Below are 16,921 nucleotides of genomic sequence, written 5' to 3'. Positions count from 1 at the left end.
TTTCAGCAAGTTTCAGATGCCGATTGGATGTCAACCTCCAGTTTTCGATCTCCTGAATCAGGACAAATCGGTCGATTGGGGATGTATTGCAAGCGGCTTTCTGCGGTCAGATAGCGGTCTGATAACTCTGCTTCGCAAGTTCTTCCAAAGCTTGCAACCAATCGCTAACGTCCGGGAAACATAAGCCACATCAAGGTCAAGATCATTTAAACGTGACGCGAAGCGTGAAAGTGGTCATAAAAGATCTTTATGTTGAAAACCTCACAGACCACGAGGAGATCCCATGCGCGTCCGTGTTGCGGGTGCCGCCACCACGGTGGCGGCCTTGGCTCTTGCCGTCACGGCCTGTGGCGGCGGCGGGACGCCTGGCGAGGCGGCCCCCAGCGCGACGGCCGACACTTCGGCCGCCACCTCGGCCCCCGCGAAGGACAAGGGCAACGGCAAGCTCGTCATCTGGGTCGACCCGAACCGGACCAAGGCCCTGAAGCCCTTCGCCGACGAGTTCGGCACCGAGAACGGTGTCACCGTCGAGGTGAAGGAGATCAGCGACAACAACCAGCAGGCCTTCGTCGCCGCCTCGCAGCAGGGCAGCGGTCCCGACGTGATGGTCGGCGCGCACGACTGGATCGGCAACCTGGTCCAGAACGGTGCCATCGACCCGGTGAACCTGACCGCCGAGCAGCAGGCGTCGTTCCCCGAGATCGCGTTGAAGGCGGTCACCTTCAACGGCCAGGTATACGGCGCGCCGTACGCCGTGGAGAACATTGCGCTGATCCGCAACACCAAACTGGTCCCCGACGCCCCGGCCTCCATCGAGGAACTGGTCAAGACCGGCACGAAGCTGAAGAAGGACGGCAAGGTCAAGGAGATCCTCTGCCTGCCGGTCACCCAGCGCGGCGACGCCTTCCACATCTACCCGATCTTCGCCTCGGGCGGCGGCGCCCTGTTCGGAGCCACCGACTCCGGCGACCCCGACCCCAAGAAGGTCCTGATCGGCTCCGAGGGCTCGGTCGCGGCGTTCGGCAAGCTGAAGGACCTCGGGGAGAAGGGTGACGGCGCGCTGAAGACCTCGCTCACCAACGAGAACTCCATCCCGAACTTCGCCGCGGGCAAGTGCGCCTTCCTGATCTCCGGCCCGTGGGCGATGGCCGACGTGAAGAAGAGCGGCCTGAGCTACGACATCACCGCGGTCCCGGGCTTCGAGGGGGGCAAGCCCGCGACCCCGTTCGTCGGCGTGCAGTCCTTCTTCGTCGCCTCCAAGGGCAGCAGCAAGGCCCTGGCCCAGGAGTTCGTGAGCAACTACGTCACCAACCCGGATGTCGCCAAGGCCCTCTACGAGGCCGACCCGCGCCCGCCGGCGCTGACCGCCGCGCTGGAGGCGGTCAAGGCCACCGACCCCGACGCCGGCAAGTTCATGGACGCGGGCAAGAGCGGCTTCCCGATGCCGGCCATCCCCGAGATGGCCGCCATCTGGGAGCCCTTCGGCATCGCCGAGACCGCCGTGGTCAAGGGCGGCGACCCGGCCAAGGCCGCGGCCGCCGCGCAGAAGGCCATCGACGACTCGCTGAAGAACTGACCCGGGACGACCGATGTCCACTCCGGAGCTGAAGACGGCCAGGGAGGGCGGGAGCCCTCCCCGGCCGGGGCCGCGAGGCGAGACCGGAAAGCACGGCCCGGCTCCCAGACGACGCGAGATCACCACGGCCTTCGTGGTGAGCCGGATCGCCGTGCTCGGCGTCGTGGCGGCGGTCCTGCTCTACGCGGTGCCCCCGCTGATCGCCACCGAGGCCTGGGTCGCGCTCGCGCTCCTGGGCCTCGTCACCGCGGTCGTCGGCTACCTCTACCTGAGCCGCCGACACGTCCCGGCCAAGTATCTGGTGCCGGGCACGATCTTCCTGATCGCCTTCCAGGTCCTCCCGGTCGTCTACACGATGACCACGGCCTTCACCAACTTCGGTGACGGCCACCGCGGAGACAAGCAGGCGGCGATCGCGGCGATCGAGTCCGGCTCGGTGAAGCAGACGCCCGGCTCGCCCGAGTACGGCCTCACCACCGCGCTCAAGGGTGACGAACTGGTCTTCCTGCTGGTCGACACCAAGACCAAGCAGGTTCAGGTCGGGGCCGCGGACGGGCTCACCCCGCTGCCCGGCGCGAAGGTCAGCCTCAGCGGCAAGGTCACGCAGGCCCCCGGCTACACCGTTCTGACCACCCCGCAGGCGGCCGAACGCGGGCCGGAGATCTCCGCCTTCTCCGTCCCCACCCCGAATGGTGCCATCAAGGCCAACGGCCTGAGCCGGGCCGTCGAGGGCAGGGCGCAGAAGACCTACAACACCTTGTGCGACTGCATCGTCGACGCCGAGACCGGCGAGCGCTGGACGGCCGACGAGTCCAAGGGCTTCTTCACCGACCCCTCGGGCCAGAACCTCGCGCAGGGCTGGCAGGTCAACATCGGTTTCGCCAACTTCGCGCGGGCCCTCACCGACCCGGCCATCTCCGGCCACTTCTTCGGCGTCTTCGTGTGGAACACGTTCTTCGCGGTGGCGTCCGTGGCAGCCACGTTCGGGCTGGGCATGGGAGTGGCACTCGTGCTGCACCACCCGCGGATGCGGGGCACGAAGATCTACCGGATCGCCCTGATCCTGCCGTACGCGATGCCGTCCTTCGCGATGCTGATGGTCTGGCGGGACATGTTCAACCGGGACTTCGGTCTGATCAACCAGATGTTCGGGCTGAGCCTGGACTGGCTGGGCGAGCCGACCACGGCCAGGTTCGCGGTCATCCTGGTCAACCTCTGGCTCGGCTTCCCCTACATGTTCCTGGTGACCACCGGCGCGCTGCAGGCGATCCCCAGGGAGTTGACGGAGGCGGCCGGCATCGACGGTGCCTCACCGGCGTACGCCTTCCGCAAGGTGACGCTGCCGCTGCTCCTGGTGGCACTCACCCCGCTGCTGATCTCCTCCTTCGCGTTCAACTTCAACAACTTCAACGCGATCCAGCTCACCACCCAGGGCGGCCCGTTCTCGGCGGACAGCCCCCAGGTCGGAGCCACCGACCTGCTCATCACCTACACGTTCCGGCTGGCGTTCGGCACCGGCTCGGCACAGTTCGGCTTCGCCGCGGCGATCTCGGTCTTCATCTTCACGATCGTGGCCGTCGTCTCGGCGATCACGTTCCGGCAGACCCGCCGCCAGGAGGAGGTGTACTCATGACGCGCTGGTTCAAGCAGGTCGGCTGGCGCCATCTGGTGGTGCTCGCGGTGGTGGCGTTCGCGCTCTTCCCGATCCTGTTCGTGGTCTCCGCGGCGATCAACCCGCTGGGCACGCTCGCCTCCTCGGAACTCCTGCCGACCGGGGCGAGCCTGGACAACTTCGTCAACCTGTTCAGCTCCGACGTCTATCCGTTCGGGCGGTGGTTCATCAACTCGATCGTCATCGCGTTGTCCGCCTCGTTCGCGAGTCTGCTGCTGAGCATGTTCGCGGCCTACGCCTTCAGCCGCATGCGCTTCCAGGGCCGCCGGACGGGCCTGCTGGCGCTGTTGCTGATCCAGATGTTCCCGCAGTTCCTGGCGATCGTGACGATCTTCATGATCTTCACGAAGGTTACCGAGCTCTACCCGGCCTTCGGCTTCGACACGGCTTGGGGCCTGATACTGCTCTACCTCGGCGGCGCGCTCGGTGTGAACACCTGGCTGATGAAGGGCTTCCTGGACACGATCCCCAAGGAGCTCGACGAGTCGGCGACGGTCGACGGCGCCACGCACGCGCAGATCTTCTGGCGGATCATCCTGCCGCTGGTGACGCCGATCATCGCGGTCACCGCGATGCTCGCGTTCATCGGCACGATGAGCGAGTTCATCATCGCCAACATCTTCCTGCGCGACCCGGAGAGCAAGACCCTCGCGGTCGGTATGTTCGGCATGATCGCCGGTGACGGCCGCAACGCCAACTTCGGCATGTTCGCCGTGGCCACGCTGATCACCGCGGTCCCCACGGTCGGGGTTTTCCTCTGGCTGCAGAAGTACATCGTCTCCGGCCTCACCGCCGGAGCGGTCAAGGGCTAGGGGGTGCCCTACCCCCTTGGAAACGAAGGACAAGTCGCGACCCCGGGCGCGTCCACGGGCTGAAACGTCGACTCCTCATCACGAAAGGATAGGAATGCGTCTCATCGACGAGCCACACCACGACGGTTCAGCCCTCTACGTCTCCACCCTGACGCCCGCGCTCGGCGAGCGGGTCACGGTCTGGGCGCGGATCCCGCGCGCCATGGAGGTCACCGCGGTGCACGTCCGCACCACGTACGACGGCGAGCCGCACTTCACCGCCGCCCAGATCGACCCGGACCGCACCGGTCGGGCGATCGGCGGGTACGGCCCCGCCGACGTGTGGTGGAAGGCGGAGGTGACCGCGCATAACCCGGTCACGCCGTACCGCTTCTACCTGCGCCGCGACACCGGGAAGCCGGTCTGGCTGACCGCTGCGGGCGTGGTCGGGCACGACCTGCCCGACGCCACCGACTTCCGCCTGGTGACGCACGCCGCGCCGCCGGACTGGACCGGCGAGTCGATCATCTACCAGATCTTCCCCGACCGCTTCGCCCGCTCCGCGCAGGCGGGCCCGCTGGACCCGGCGGGCCTGCCGGAGTGGGCGCTGCCTCGGGAGTGGGACCGGGACGAGGTGATCGGACGCGGCCCCGGCACCGCGGAGCAGTTCTTCGGCGGCGACCTGGACGGCATCACCGAGCACTTGGACCACATCCAGTCGCTCGGGGCCGACACCGTCTACCTGACCCCGGTCTTCCCCGCGCGCTCCAACCACCGTTACGACGCCTCCACCTTCGACGCCGTGGATCCGCTGCTCGGGGGGGACGAGGCGCTGCGGCGGCTGTCGGACGCGCTGCATGCCCGGGGCATGCGGCTCGTCGGCGACATCACCACCAACCACTGCGGTGACGCGCACGAGTGGTTCGCCGCCGCGAGCTCCGACGTGGCCGCGCCGGAACGGGAGATGTTCTACTTCGATCCCGAGACCGGCGACTACGAGTCGTGGTGCGGGGTCAAGAGCCTGCCCAAGCTCAACTGGGGCAGCCCGCTGGTGCACGAGCGCATGATCGCCACGCTCCGCCACTGGCTGGGCACTCTGGATGGCTGGCGGGTCGACGTGGCCAACATGACCGGCCGTCGCGGCGCCGACGAGTACACCCACGAGGTGGCGGCGCTGCTGCGGCGTGAGGTCGCCGCCGCGCTGCCCGAGGCGACCCTCGTCGCCGAGCACGCTCACGACGCCGCGGGCGACCTGGACCGCGACGGCTGGCACGGCACCATGAACTACCTGGGATTCACCCGTCCGGTCTGGCGCTGGCTGCGCGGCGCCGAGCTCGACCTGCCCGACTTCCTCGGCGTGCCGGGCGGCGTCCCGGAGCAGGACGGCCCTGGCACGCTGGACACCGTCCGCGTGTGCGGCGCTCGCATGTCGTGGCGCTCGCTCACCCACTCCTGGCAGCTGCTCGACTCCCACGACACGGCCCGCATCCGCACCGTCACCGGCTCCCGCGAGGGACATCTGGTCGCAGCCGGACTGCAGGCCACGCTGCCGGGCGTTCCCATGATCTACGCCGGGAGCGAGTACGGCCTCACCGGCTGGAACGGCGAGAACGCGCGCACTCCGATGCCGTGGAACCGGCCGGACGACCGGGACGAGACGACGCTGGAGGCCTACCAGGCCCTGTTCGGGCTCCGGCGTAGCGAGCCCGCGCTGCGCCACGGCGGCCTGCGCTGGCTGCACGCCGACGCCGACAGCCTGGTGTTCCTGCGTGAGACCGCGTCGGAGTCGTTGCTGGTGTCGGCGCGGCGGGCGGCCGGAGACCCGGTCACGCTACCGCTGGGCGCGTCCGTGACCGGCGTCCACGGCGCGGACGACCTCGCGGCGGATGCGGCGGGCGAGGTGACGCTGCCCGGCGACGGCCCGAGCCTGCGGATCTGGAGGCTGGGACGCGCCCCGCACATGTAAGGCGGGACCCTGTCCGGGATGGCCTCAGAGTTATCCGTCGGGCCGCGCCCCGCGCGACCCAGCGGACCTCCCAAGCACCATCGAATGTCGAGAATCGGGGGATATTTCATGACCGATCTGATCCGCGATCGACACAGCGGGACCGCCACCACCTGGTGGCGGGACGCGGTGATCTACCAGGTCTACGTCCGCAGCTTCGCCGACGGCAACGGCGACGGGATCGGCGACCTGGTGGGAATCCGCGGCAAACTTGACTACCTGGCGGAGCTGGGGGTGGACGCCCTGTGGCTGACGCCGTTCTACACCTCTCCCATGGCGGATTTCGGCTACGACGTGGCCGACTACCGGGACGTCGATCCGATCTTCGGGACGCTGGCGGACGCCAGGGCGCTGCTGGACGACGCGCACGCCCGGGGACTGCGGATGATCGTGGACGTGGTGCCCAACCACACCTCCGACCGGCACGTCTGGTTCCAGCAGGCCCTGGCCGCCGGGCCCGGCAGCCCCGAGCGTGAGCGCTACGTCTTCCGCGAGGGCAAGGGCCCGGACGGCGAGCTGCCGCCCAACGACTGGGAGTCGGTCTTCGGCGGCCCGGCGTGGAGTCGGATTCCCGACGGGCAGTGGTACCTGCGCCTGTTCGCGCCTGAGCAGCCCGACCTGAACTGGGAGAACCCGGAGGTCCACGCCGAGTTCGCGTCGGTCCTGAAGTTCTGGCTCGACCTGGGCGTGGACGGCTTCCGGATCGACGTGGCGCACGGCATGGTCAAGGCCGCGGGGCTGCCCGACGTCGGCCACCCCGACCAGGTCAAGATGATCGGCTCCGAGGTCGTCCCGTTCTTCGACCAGGACGGCGTACACGAGATCCACCGCGCCTGGCGCAGGCTCCTCGACTCCTACCCGGGCGAGCGCATCGGGGTGGCGGAGGCCTGGGCGCCCACGCCCGAGCGTCTGGCCAACTACGTCCGCCCCGACGAACTCCACCAGGCGTTCAACTTCCACTTCCTGACCACCCCCTGGGACGCGGAGCGGTTCCGTGCGGTGATCGAGGAGTCGGTGCTGACCGCCGGCCTGGTGGGCGCGCCGACGACGTGGGTGCTGTCCAACCACGACGTCAGGCGGCACGTCACCCGCTACGGCGGAGGCGAGCTCGGCCTGCGCCGGGCCAGGGCGGCCGCGCTGCTGATGCTGGCCCTGCCCGGCTCCGTCTACGTCTACCAGGGAGAGGAACTCGGCCTTCCCGAGGTGCTCGACCTGCCGGAGGAGTTCCTGCGGGACCCGCAGCGGCTGCGCAACCCCGAGGACGGCCGCGACGGCTGCCGGGTGCCGCTCCCGTGGGCCGCCTCCGGGCCCGACTTCGGATTCGGCCTCCCCGGCAGCGAGGACAGCTGGCTGCCCATTCCCGCCTCGTGGAGCGGGCTCAGCGTCGAGACCCAGCTCGGCGACCCGGACTCCACACTCCGGCTCTACCGGGAGGCTTTGGCCCTCAGACGGGAGCGCGAGGAGCTCGGCGACGGTTCGCTGATCTGGCTCGAGTCGCCCGAGGGTACGCTGTCGTTCGGCCGCGACAGGTTCGTGTGCACGGTCAACCTGACCGGCGAGCCGGTGGACCTGCCGGCCCCGGGCAGGGTGCTGCTGGCCAGCGACCAGCCCGCACTCGTGGGAGACACGGCACGGCTGGCGCCCGACTCCGCAGTGTGGTGGGAGCGCGATGACGATTAGCGGCAGCCTCGCCGGTGGCACCTCACCACGGCTGGTGGACATCGCCGCGCAGGCGGGGGTGAGTGAGGCCACGGTCAGCCGGGTGCTCAACGGCAAGCCGGGGGTGTCGCAGGGGACCAGGCAGGCGGTGCTGACGGCGCTGGACCTGATGGGCTACGAGCGTCCGCAGCGGCTGCGCCAGCGCAGTAACGGGCTGATCGGCCTGGTCACCCCTGAGCTGGACAACCCGATCTTCCCGGCGTTCGCCCAGGCGATCGAGAAGGCGCTGACCCAGCACGGCTACACCCCGCTGCTGTGCACCCAGATCCCCGGCGGGGCGGTGGAGGACGAGTTCACCGAGCTGCTCGTGGAACGCGGGGTCAGCGGCATCGTCTTCGTCTCCGGGCTGCACGCCGACACCACCGCCCGTTCCGACCGCTACATCCAGCTCATCGGGCAGGGCGTGCCCATCGTCCTGCTCAACGGGCACGCCGGTGACGTCCCGGCGCCGTTCATCTCCCCCGACGACCGGGCCGCGGCGCGGCTGGCCGTACAGCATCTGGTGGATCTGGGACACGAGCGGATCGGCCTGGCCGTCGGGCCGGGCCGGTTCGTGCCGGTGATCCGCAAGATCGAGGGCTACCGGCAGGCGATGGCGCAGCTGCTGGGCATGACCGAGGTGGACGGGCTGATCTCGCATTCGCTGTTCTCGGTGGAGGGCGGGCAGGCGGCGGCGGCGCAGCTGCTGGCGCGTGGCTGTACGGGGATCGTGTGCGCGTCGGACCTGATGGCGCTGGGGGCGATCCGGGCCTGCCGGGATCGGGGGCTCTCGGTGCCGGGGGAGGTGTCGGTGGTGGGGTTCGACGACTCGCCGCTGATCGCGTTCACCGACCCACCGCTGACCACCGTGCGCCAGCCGGTCCAGTCGATGGTGACCGCCGCCGTCCACACTTTGCTGGAGGCCATCGCCGGCACACCGGGACAGCACTCCGAACTGATCTTCCAGCCTGAGTTCATCGTCAGGGGATCGACGGGATCCGGCCCCAAGGTGCTCCGGTGACGGCTTTCCTCCCCTGACCCCTCTCCCGTCGCCCGAACCCATCCCTTCCCTTCTCCTCAAAGGGACCGGCATCACCACCGGTCCCTCTTCCCAGCATGTGCACCATCCGGACCGCCCACGGTCCGGGCTCTCACTCTCGTTCGATCGCGAACAGGAGGGGCTCGACTGGGCGGCGAACCCGGGCGAACTCGACCTCAGCGCTCCCGAGCTGATCGTCGAGGAGCAGCGGGACGGTTCCATGCTCGCCGCCGTGGTCTACAACCACTACGGGTACGCCCCCGAGACGGCCGCCGAGCTCGCCGGGGCCTTCCAGCGCTACGCCCGCATCGCGGTCGAGCACCCGGACAGGCCCCTTCCCGGGCCGGACGCGGGCTAGGGGTGTCGCCCCGGCGGGTCGGTGACGCGCCGGGGCGCTGCCCGATCACCGGAAGGCCTCCGGGGGGCGGCGGCAGCCGTCCTCGTCGTCCGCCCGGCCGCGCACGGTGGCGGCTCCCGTCGGCGGCTGGAGCCGCCACGGGGCCCGCGGGTGAAGCGGAGGTAACGGCTGGCTGTGGGTCCGTCCTTGCGGATCGCTGACCAAACCCCGGGTGTGCGAAGATCTGCGCCTGACACACCTGTGGTGACGGCGATGGAGCGTACCAGAATGAAATCGACGAGACGGTGGGCCACTCCGGTGGCAGGGGCTTTCCTGGCGGGAGGCATGCTCGTCGCACTACCCGAGGCCACCGTGGCGGCGGCGGGCACCGTGTACTACGTCGATTCCAAGGCGGGGGACGACGCCGCGGCGGGCACCTCGGCCGCGGCGCCCTGGCGCAGCCTGGACAACGTCAACGCCGCCACCCTGCGTCCCGGCGACATCGTGCGTCTCAAGCGCGGCAGCGGCTGGCCGGGGGCACTGAGGTTGTCCGGCCGGGGCACCGCCGCCGCCCCCATCCTGGTCGAGCCGTACGGCAAGGGTGCGGCCCCGAAGATCAGCGGCAGGGGTGAGGACTGCGTGGTGATCTCGGGCTCCTACGTGCGGGTGGTGGGGGTGCGGGCCAGCAACTGCCGGTGGGCCGGCTTCGAGGTCGGCGGCAGCCGCAACGAGCTCGACCGGATCATCGCCGACCGTAACGTCACCGGGGTTCAGTTCTTCGGTGCGTACAACGTGGTCAGGAACAGCGTCCTGAGTGACAACAACCGCATGAGCGTCAACGACGAGGGCGGTGACAACGACTCCGGAGCCTTCGGCGTGCTGCTCAACGGTGACGACAACCTCGTCACCGGGAACCTGATCACCGGCAGCTACGCGAGCAGCAAGGACTACGGCACCGACGGTGCCGCGGTCGAGGTGTTCAACGGCGACCGCAACCGGATCACCCACAACGTGGCCAGGGAGAACAAGACCTTCGTCGAGCTGGGCGCGCAGAAGGGCAAGACCGCCGAGGGCAACATCTTCGCCCACAACGTGGTGACCGCCTCGCGCAAGAGCACCTCCTTCCTCATCACGCGCGGCGCCCGCCACGCGGTCGGGCCGGTGAAGGGCACCATCGCGGTGCACAACTCGGTCTACCTGCCCGCCCGCAGCACCCTCGGCTGGGCCTGCCACGACGGTTGCTCGCCGAACATCCTGAAGCTGCGCAACAACATCATCGTGGTCGGCGGGCAGGTGGGCTTCGAGGACGGTAAGGGAGCCGATGAGGACGCCGGTGTCTACAAGGGCCGTTCCCTCAAGTTCAAGCTCGGCCCCAGGTCGATCGTGGCCGATCCCCGTTTCAGAAGCCGGAAGGACCTGCGCCTGAGCCCCGGCTCCCCGGCACTCGGCCGTGGTGTCAAGCTCGACCCCGCCTGGTACGGGGGCGCGAGCCTGGCCCGGGACCTTTCCGGCGCCGCACTGCCCGTAGCCCCCGCCGCCGGAGCATATCAATCCTGATTTTTACCTGTTTTAGGTCTTAGTCTGGACATCTCTCCGGAACCTTCGTGAAACCTGGCTAGGACAGTCTGGTGCGCAGAGCGAGGTGATCGGTGATGATGTTGCGGCTCCGTGTTTCCTTCCCCGACAGGCCGGGTGCTCTGGGCCAGGCGGCCCGGGTGCTCGGCACGCTGGGCGCGGACATCCTCCAGGTGACGGTCCTGGAACGTGAGGTCGGCCGGGCGGTGGACGACTTCACGGTCTCCTGGCCCGGCAGCGTGGACGCCGAGACGGTCAGGGACCGCCTCTCCGGCGTCCCCGGGATGAGAGTGGAGGGCGTCTGGCCCACCCGTGAGATCCCCGGCGCGGCACCGGACTACGACCTGCTCAAGTACGTCGCCGCCGATCCGGGCAGGGCGCTGGCCACCCTCGTGGACGCCATGCCGGACCTGGTGAGCGCCGAGTGGGCGGTGACCATGTCCTCGGAGAGCGGAGAGTTCGTCCACCGCAGCTGGCAGGCGCCGGCCGGCCTCGACGGGACGGGCGGTCTGGCCGGTGTCAAGAGGACGGACCTCGCCCCGCTGCGGCCGGCCGTCCTCGGTGCGGGCGATCACCAGCTGATGAGCATTCCGGTGCCGGAGATGAGCCTGCACCTGGTCCTCGCCCGCACCGACGGCCCGCCCTTCCACCGTGTCGAGCTGGACCGTGCCATCCGCGTCCTGGAGATCGTCTCCATCATGGGGCGTGCCTCCCGGGCCTGAGTGTTTCCGATATGTCGGCTATTGGGTAGAAAGCGAGAAGTGGTGTGCTGCCACTTCCCGCGACCGTGCCTTGCCGCCCGTCGCGACCGGCTCCGTCGGGGCCGTCCGGCCACGGCCTGGCAGGCGGGTAACCACCGCGCACGTCCGCGTCAGCTCTCCCCCCGATAGACAGCGCAGGTCATATCGGTACCGGGCCCTCGCGGGTCCGCGAGGGGGGCAGCCTGATGCCTAACCGCCACCACACCGTGGCCATGAGCCTGCTGGGGCTCTGCCTGGGAACGAGCACGGCCTGCGGGAGCGGGGACTGGACCGCCGGGGTAGGGGTTCCCGCCGACCTCATGCGAAACTCCAGCACCGGACCCGCCACGAGCCCCGGCTCTGCGAGCCCCACTCCCGGACGGAGCACCGGTGCGGCACCCGTCCCCAACGGTTTCAAACCGATCGGCGGTCCCGCCAACGGCGTCAGCGCCGCGGTCCCGAAGGAGTGGGTCGCGATCGACCTGACCAAGGATGATCTCAACAAGGGGCTGAAGAGCAGCGGGCTGTCCGGCCCCACTCTGGAGCAGGCCAAGAAGAGCCTGCAGACCCTGGTCGACAACAAGGGAATCTGGGCGGCGGACCCCGAGTCGGCCAAGACCTCCCCGAACGGGTTCCCGACCAACCTCAACGGCTTCTGCCAGGCCGGGCGGCAGATCTCGACGGAACAGCTGATCAAGGAGACCAGATCCCAGTTGGAGCAGCTCAAGGCCAAGGTCGTCGCGGCGGGGAAGGTGACGATCGGCTCCAGGGAGGCGGCACGGATCGTCTACACCTTCCCGACCAACGGTGTCGACGTCAAGGGCGCCCAGTACTACGTGCCGACCGAGAACAAGACCTGCATCGTCACGCTCAGCACCGACGCCGACGGCAAACAGGAGCTGTTCGACCGGATCGCTCAGACGATCCGGCCGGTCTGACGGCCGCTGAGGATCCTCAGCGGCCGCCACAGCGTTGCCGGGCCCACGATCGCCCTTCCGGCGGCGCTCCGGATCAGCGCTGCGGAGGGTCGATGCGGGCGCCGTCCATGGTGAAGAGCATCAGGCGGGTGACGTCGACCCCCACCCTGGCGGACTCGCCGGCCCGCCAGACCGGGCGGGAGCCGAGGCGGACGATGAGGTCGGCGCGGCGGTGGTGGCCGCTGACCTGCTCCTGCTCCTGCTGCGGCTCGGCGTCCCCGTCGAAGAGGTTGCCGGGGATCAGGCGGCGCAGGACCGACCGGACACGGCTGCCGGCGAGGGGGGAGGCGCCCAGGCCGTTCGTCCCGCGGCGGGGGTCCGGCGGCTCGGGCACGGCCACGGAGGTCAGGCCACTCTCGACGTAGGCGAGCCATTCGTGGCCGTGGTACTCCAGGGCGCGGACGCGGCCGAGGAAGGTCGGACCCTCGAAGGTGTCGGGAACCGGGGCCAGGCAGTCAGGGCGCAGGCCGACGATGATCTGGTGGCCGACGTGCTGGGAGATGACGTACGCCCTGGGGTCGGTCCAGGGGATCATGATCTGGTGCGGGCCGAAGTCCAGCAGGATGAACTGGTTCTGCGGGGTGCGGACGGTGGCCGCGAGCAGGTTGAGCTGCTGGGAACTGAGGAAGGCCGCGGTGAAGGCGGTCGCGGGGTCGTTGTACACCTGGCCGGGGGTGCCGACGTCCTGCAGGACGCCGCGGTTCATGATGGCGATCCGGTCGGCCAGGGTCAGCGCCTCGACCTGGTCGTGCGTCACGTAGATGGTGGTCACCCCGAGGGAACGGACCAGCGACGAGATCTCCATCCGGAGCTCGGTGCGCATGCCCGCGTCCAGGTTGGAGAGCGGCTCGTCCATCAGGAAGAGCGAGGGCTGGCGGACGATCGCGCGGCCCATCGCGACGCGCTGGCGCTGGCCGCCGGAGAGCGTTCCAGGGCGCCGCTCCAGGGTCTCGTCGATGTGCAGCGCCTTGGACAACTCCGTCACGCGTTCCCTGACCATCACGGGGTCGGCCTTGGCGATCTCCAGCGGGAAGGCGATGTTGCCGCGCACGGTCCGGTGCGGGTAGAGCGCGCCGTTCTGGAAGACCATCGCCACGTCACGGTCGCGGGGGGCGAGGTCGTTGGCGAGCGTACCGCCCAGCCACAGGTCCCCTTCGGTGACCTCCTCCAAGCCCGCGATCATCCGCAGCAACGTGGACTTGCCGCAACCGGAGGGGCCTAGCAGAACGAGCAGCTCCCCGTTTTCCGCGCGCAGGCTCATGCGGTCGACCGCAAGGTATCCGCCCGGGTATACCTTGCTCACATTGTCGAGGACGACGGTACTCATGCTCGCTCGTTCCTCCCGGGCGCCCCCGCCCGGATCCAGCCGTGTGATTGATGAGGTAGTACATCGCGACACTTGCCCGTGTGTCCATAGATGTCGTTAGAAATTGCTCATCTGATGGTTACTTCTACGTTCCCTGATGTGACGGTCAGTCGTGACCGGAGAGCTTTACCGAAATGCCACTGCGGGGGTTGGGATGTTACAGTTTGCGAAAAGTTGCAGAAACGAATTTCACAGCGGGTGTCGGATGCCGATCGGCTTGCGCCTGATTCGGCCGCATGGTGGGGTGGCTCATTGATGGACGGTGAACTCGCGCAGACCTCACGCTCCCGCTCCGACGGGACGGCGATTCGGCTGGCCGACATCGCCGCGCAGGCCGGGGTCAGCGAGGCCACGGTCAGCCGGGTGCTCAACGGCAAGCCCAGCGTGTCACAGGCGACCAGGCAGGCGGTGCTGACCGCGCTCGACCTGATGGGGTACGAGCGCCCGCAGCGGTTGCGCCAGCGCAGCAACGGGCTGATCGGCCTGGTCACCCCGGAACTGGACAACCCGATCTTCCCGGCGTTCGCCCAGGCGATCGAGAAGGCGCTGACCCAGCACGGCTACACCCCGGTGCTCTGCACCCAGCTGCCCGGCGGCGCTCCCGAGGACGAGTTCACCGAGCTGCTGATGGACCGCGGGGTCAGCGGCATCGTCTTCGTCTCCGGGCTGCACGCCGACACCACGGCCAAAATGGATCGTTATACCCGGTTGACCGAGCGTGGACTGCCGATCGTCCTGCTGGACGGCTACAGCGAGCGGATCGATGCCCCCTTCATCTCCCCCGACGACCGGGCCGCGGCGCGGCTGGCCGTTCAGCACCTGGTCGACCTGGGACACGAGCGGATCGGCCTGGCCGTGGGGCCACGCCGGTTCGTGCCGGTGATCAGGAAGATCGAGGGGTACCGGCGGGCGATGGCGCAGTTGCTGGGGGCGACGGAGGTCGATGAGCTGATCTCGCATTCGCTGTTCTCGGTGGAGGGCGGGCAGGCGGCGGCGGCGCAGCTGCTGGCGCGCGGCTGTACGGGGATCGTGTGCGCGTCGGACCTGATGGCGCTGGGGGCGATCCGGGCCTGCCGTGACCGGGGGCTCTCGGTGCCGGGGGAGGTGTCGGTGGTGGGGTTCGACGACTCGCCGCTGATCGCGTTCACCGACCCGCCGCTGACCACCGTGCGCAAGCCCATCGGCGCCATGGCCTCGGCGGCGGTGGCCACCCTCCTGGAGGAGATCAACGGGGTCCGCGCCAAGCACGTCGAGCTGATGTTCCAGCCCGAGCTCGTCGTGCGCCGCTCGACCGGTTCAGGCCCGCTGGTCAACCGCTAGGCACGCTCGCCGTGAAAGGTCCGAGATGAACAGCGGTCACGACGTCGTCGTCATCGGCGGCACCGGGGTCGACACCACCGCCTACGTGCCCTCGCTGCCCCTGCCGTACGCCGACACCTACGCGGTCCCTCCGGTGGTGGACCGGATCGGCAACACCGGCAGCGGGGTCGCCCTCGGCTGCCACGCGCTCGGGTTGAGGGTCAGGCTGGTCGACCTGATCGGCGACGATCCGCAGGGCCGCTTCATCCGGGCCCATTTCGAGGCCAGGGGTGTGGAGGCCGGCTGGGCGCTCGCCCCGCAGGGGACCCGGCGCAGCATCCTGCTCGTCGGCCCCGACGGGCGGCGCACCTCGCTGTTCGACCCGCGCGCCGCGGCGGGCGAGCGGCTGCCCAGGGAGCTCTACCTGGACGCGGTCCGCGCGGCCCGGCACGTCCACGTGTCGATCACCGACTTCTCCCGGCACGTCTACCCCGACCTGGGCTCCGGGTCCGTCTCCACCGACCTGCACGACTGGGACGGCGAGAACGACCACCACAGAGACTTCGCCTACTCCTCCGACCTGGTCTTCCTGTCGGCCACCGCCCTCGGCCCGCGCCGCGACGAGGTCATGCGCGACATCCTGGCGCGCGGCCGGGCCAGGGCCGTGGTCTGCACCGAGGGCGCGGAGGGCTGCCACGTCCTCGACGAGAACGGCCTGCGAGGCTTCCCCGCGGCACCGCTGCCGGGGCCGGTGGCCGACAGCAACGGCGCCGGGGACGCGTTCGTCTCCGGCGTACTGTACGGCCTGCTCTCCGGGCGCTCCCTCGACGACTCCATCCCCCTCGGGGCCATCGCCGGGGCCCACGCCTGCACGTCGGAGGGCACCCACGAGAACCCCATCGGAGAGCCGGACCTGCTCGATCGTGCCGGGTGACCCTTCTCCAATCGAAAGCTCCACGCGGGCCTGGTCGCCGCGCGGATCCCGGCGGCCGGCCTCCCCGTCGCGGCAGACGTCCGGCTCGCCGGCACACCGCTCCGCGGACAGGGAAGGCTCTACGATCGACCCATGACGCTGACGGTGCTGACGGGCGCGGGGATCTCCACCGAGTCCGGGATTCCCGACTACCGAGGGCCGAACGGCGTGTGGCGTAAGGATCCCGATCACGAGAAGCTCGTCACCTACGGCCACTACATGGCCGATCCGGAGATCCGGCGGCGCTCGTGGCTGATGCGCCGCGACAACCCCGCCTGGCGGGCCGAGCCGAACGCGGCACACCGCGCCCTGGCCGGCCTGCCCGACACGTGGATCATCACCCAGAACGTCGACGGCCTGCACCAGCGGGCCGGGTCGCCGCCCGAGCGGGTGCTGGAGCTGCACGGCAACATGTTCGGCGCCCTGTGCACCGCCTGCGGCGCCACCTCCACCACGCGGGAGGCGGTCGACCGGATCCTCGCGGGCGAGAGCGACCCCGCCTGCCGCGACTGCGGTGGCATCCTCAAGACGGCCACCGTGATGTTCGGCCAGGCCCTCGACACGGCCACCCTCACCCGGGCGATCGAGGCGGCCGAGAAGTGCGAGGTGTTCGTCGCCGTCGGCACCTCGCTGCAGGTGCAGCCCGCCGCCTCCCTGGTGGGCATCGCCGTCGGAGCGGGCGCCCGGCTGGTCATCGTCAACGCCGAGCCGACCCCCTACGACCACCTGGCCGACGAGGTGATCAGCGACCCCATCGGCGTCGCGGTCCCCCGCCTCTGCTCGTCTCTCGCCTGACGGAGGGGGCCGGCGGACGACCCCGGGCGGGGTGCCGTGTCCGGTGAACGGGAGCCGTCCGGGTCGAACGGACGAGGA

14 protein-coding genes are annotated in these 16,921 nt (G+C 69.6%); 13 read left to right on the top strand and 1 reads right to left on the bottom strand.

What is annotated here, in order from left to right; genetic code table 11:
- Nucleotides 1-283: 283 nt before the first annotated feature.
- The 10 genes from ABT061_RS21695 (at nucleotide 284) to ABT061_RS21650 (ending at nucleotide 12,371) form a co-directional block, all read left to right on the top strand.
- Complete coding sequence (locus tag ABT061_RS21695; RefSeq protein ID WP_350920555.1) at nucleotides 284-1,576, top strand: sugar ABC transporter substrate-binding protein; 1,293 nt, start codon at nucleotides 284-286, stop codon at nucleotides 1,574-1,576.
- Between the two features lie 13 nt (nucleotides 1,577-1,589).
- Nucleotides 1,590-3,209: an ABC transporter permease subunit gene (locus ABT061_RS21690; RefSeq protein ID WP_350920552.1), complete on the top strand. Its 1,620-nt coding sequence runs from the start codon at nucleotides 1,590-1,592 to the stop codon at nucleotides 3,207-3,209.
- Nucleotides 3,206-4,060, top strand: coding sequence for a sugar ABC transporter permease (locus ABT061_RS21685; protein ID WP_350920549.1), 855 nt, complete (start codon nucleotides 3,206-3,208; stop codon nucleotides 4,058-4,060). The genes ABT061_RS21690 and ABT061_RS21685 overlap by 4 nt, the downstream gene beginning before the upstream one ends.
- A gap of 94 nt (nucleotides 4,061-4,154) precedes the next feature.
- Nucleotides 4,155-6,005, top strand: coding sequence for a glycoside hydrolase family 13 protein (locus ABT061_RS21680; RefSeq protein WP_350920547.1), 1,851 nt, complete (start codon nucleotides 4,155-4,157; stop codon nucleotides 6,003-6,005).
- Nucleotides 6,006-6,113: 108 nt separating this feature from the next.
- Nucleotides 6,114-7,724: a glycoside hydrolase family 13 protein gene (locus ABT061_RS21675; protein ID WP_350920544.1), complete on the top strand. Its 1,611-nt coding sequence runs from the start codon at nucleotides 6,114-6,116 to the stop codon at nucleotides 7,722-7,724.
- On the top strand, nucleotides 7,714-8,763 hold the full coding sequence (locus ABT061_RS21670; protein ID WP_350920541.1) for a LacI family DNA-binding transcriptional regulator: 1,050 nt from the start codon (nucleotides 7,714-7,716) through the stop codon (nucleotides 8,761-8,763). Before ABT061_RS21675 ends, ABT061_RS21670 begins: the two co-directional genes overlap by 11 nt.
- Nucleotides 8,764-8,860: 97 nt before the next feature.
- Nucleotides 8,861-9,139: a hypothetical protein gene (locus ABT061_RS21665; RefSeq protein WP_350920538.1), complete on the top strand. Its 279-nt coding sequence runs from the start codon at nucleotides 8,861-8,863 to the stop codon at nucleotides 9,137-9,139.
- Between the two features lie 267 nt (nucleotides 9,140-9,406).
- Complete coding sequence (locus ABT061_RS21660; protein ID WP_350920535.1) at nucleotides 9,407-10,675, top strand: right-handed parallel beta-helix repeat-containing protein; 1,269 nt, start codon at nucleotides 9,407-9,409, stop codon at nucleotides 10,673-10,675.
- A gap of 95 nt (nucleotides 10,676-10,770) precedes the next feature.
- Nucleotides 10,771-11,415, top strand: coding sequence for an ACT domain-containing protein (locus tag ABT061_RS21655; RefSeq protein ID WP_350920532.1), 645 nt, complete (start codon nucleotides 10,771-10,773; stop codon nucleotides 11,413-11,415).
- Nucleotides 11,416-11,639: 224 nt separating this feature from the next.
- On the top strand, nucleotides 11,640-12,371 hold the full coding sequence (locus ABT061_RS21650) for a hypothetical protein (protein WP_350920529.1): 732 nt from the start codon (nucleotides 11,640-11,642) through the stop codon (nucleotides 12,369-12,371).
- A 73-nt stretch (nucleotides 12,372-12,444) separates the two neighbouring features.
- Here ABT061_RS21650 and ABT061_RS21645 read toward each other — a convergent pair whose 3' ends face one another.
- Nucleotides 12,445-13,737 carry an ABC transporter ATP-binding protein gene (locus ABT061_RS21645; protein WP_350920526.1) on the bottom strand — a complete coding sequence of 431 codons (1,293 nt, stop codon included), beginning with the start codon at nucleotides 13,735-13,737 and terminating at the stop codon, nucleotides 12,445-12,447.
- A gap of 294 nt (nucleotides 13,738-14,031) precedes the next feature.
- Here ABT061_RS21645 and ABT061_RS21640 point away from each other — a divergent pair, with 294 nt between their 5' ends.
- From ABT061_RS21640 to ABT061_RS21630, 3 genes are all read left to right on the top strand, one after another.
- The gene (locus tag ABT061_RS21640; protein ID WP_350920523.1) at nucleotides 14,032-15,096 is read left to right on the top strand and encodes a LacI family DNA-binding transcriptional regulator; all 1,065 of its coding nucleotides are present in this window, start codon (nucleotides 14,032-14,034) and stop codon (nucleotides 15,094-15,096) included.
- Between the two features lie 25 nt (nucleotides 15,097-15,121).
- On the top strand, nucleotides 15,122-16,009 hold the full coding sequence (locus ABT061_RS21635) for a carbohydrate kinase family protein (protein ID WP_350920520.1): 888 nt from the start codon (nucleotides 15,122-15,124) through the stop codon (nucleotides 16,007-16,009).
- Between the two features lie 132 nt (nucleotides 16,010-16,141).
- Entirely contained in the window at nucleotides 16,142-16,843 is a 702-nt protein-coding gene (locus tag ABT061_RS21630; protein ID WP_350920517.1) for an SIR2 family NAD-dependent protein deacylase, read from the top strand.
- The last annotated feature ends 78 nt before the right edge of the window (nucleotides 16,844-16,921 follow it).

The organism is Streptosporangium sp. NPDC002544 (genome assembly GCF_040295965.1).
Lineage (GTDB): Bacteria > Actinomycetota > Actinomycetes > Streptosporangiales > Streptosporangiaceae > Streptosporangium.
Note: the sequence above shows the minus strand (reverse complement) of the source record. Positions and strands in the feature narration are given on the sequence as shown.

Bases quoted from the DNA above. Each gene is read 5' to 3' on its own strand.
- ABT061_RS21695 (WP_350920555.1), top strand. From the start codon at position 284: ATGCGCGTCCGTGTTGCGGGTGCCGCCACCACGGTGGCGGCCTTGGCT.
- ABT061_RS21690 (WP_350920552.1), top strand. From the start codon at position 1,590: ATGTCCACTCCGGAGCTGAAGACGGCCAGGGAGGGCGGGAGCCCTCCC.
- ABT061_RS21685 (WP_350920549.1), top strand. From the start codon at position 3,206: ATGACGCGCTGGTTCAAGCAGGTCGGCTGGCGCCATCTGGTGGTGCTC.
- ABT061_RS21680 (WP_350920547.1), top strand. From the start codon at position 4,155: ATGCGTCTCATCGACGAGCCACACCACGACGGTTCAGCCCTCTACGTC.
- ABT061_RS21675 (WP_350920544.1), top strand. From the start codon at position 6,114: ATGACCGATCTGATCCGCGATCGACACAGCGGGACCGCCACCACCTGG.
- ABT061_RS21670 (WP_350920541.1), top strand. From the start codon at position 7,714: ATGACGATTAGCGGCAGCCTCGCCGGTGGCACCTCACCACGGCTGGTG.
- ABT061_RS21660 (WP_350920535.1), top strand. From the start codon at position 9,407: ATGAAATCGACGAGACGGTGGGCCACTCCGGTGGCAGGGGCTTTCCTG.
- ABT061_RS21655 (WP_350920532.1), top strand. From the start codon at position 10,771: ATGATGTTGCGGCTCCGTGTTTCCTTCCCCGACAGGCCGGGTGCTCTG.
- ABT061_RS21650 (WP_350920529.1), top strand. From the start codon at position 11,640: ATGCCTAACCGCCACCACACCGTGGCCATGAGCCTGCTGGGGCTCTGC.
- ABT061_RS21645 (WP_350920526.1), bottom strand. From the start codon at position 13,737: ATGAGTACCGTCGTCCTCGACAATGTGAGCAAGGTATACCCGGGCGGA.
- ABT061_RS21640 (WP_350920523.1), top strand. From the start codon at position 14,032: ATGGACGGTGAACTCGCGCAGACCTCACGCTCCCGCTCCGACGGGACG.
- ABT061_RS21635 (WP_350920520.1), top strand. From the start codon at position 15,122: ATGAACAGCGGTCACGACGTCGTCGTCATCGGCGGCACCGGGGTCGAC.
- ABT061_RS21630 (WP_350920517.1), top strand. From the start codon at position 16,142: ATGACGCTGACGGTGCTGACGGGCGCGGGGATCTCCACCGAGTCCGGG.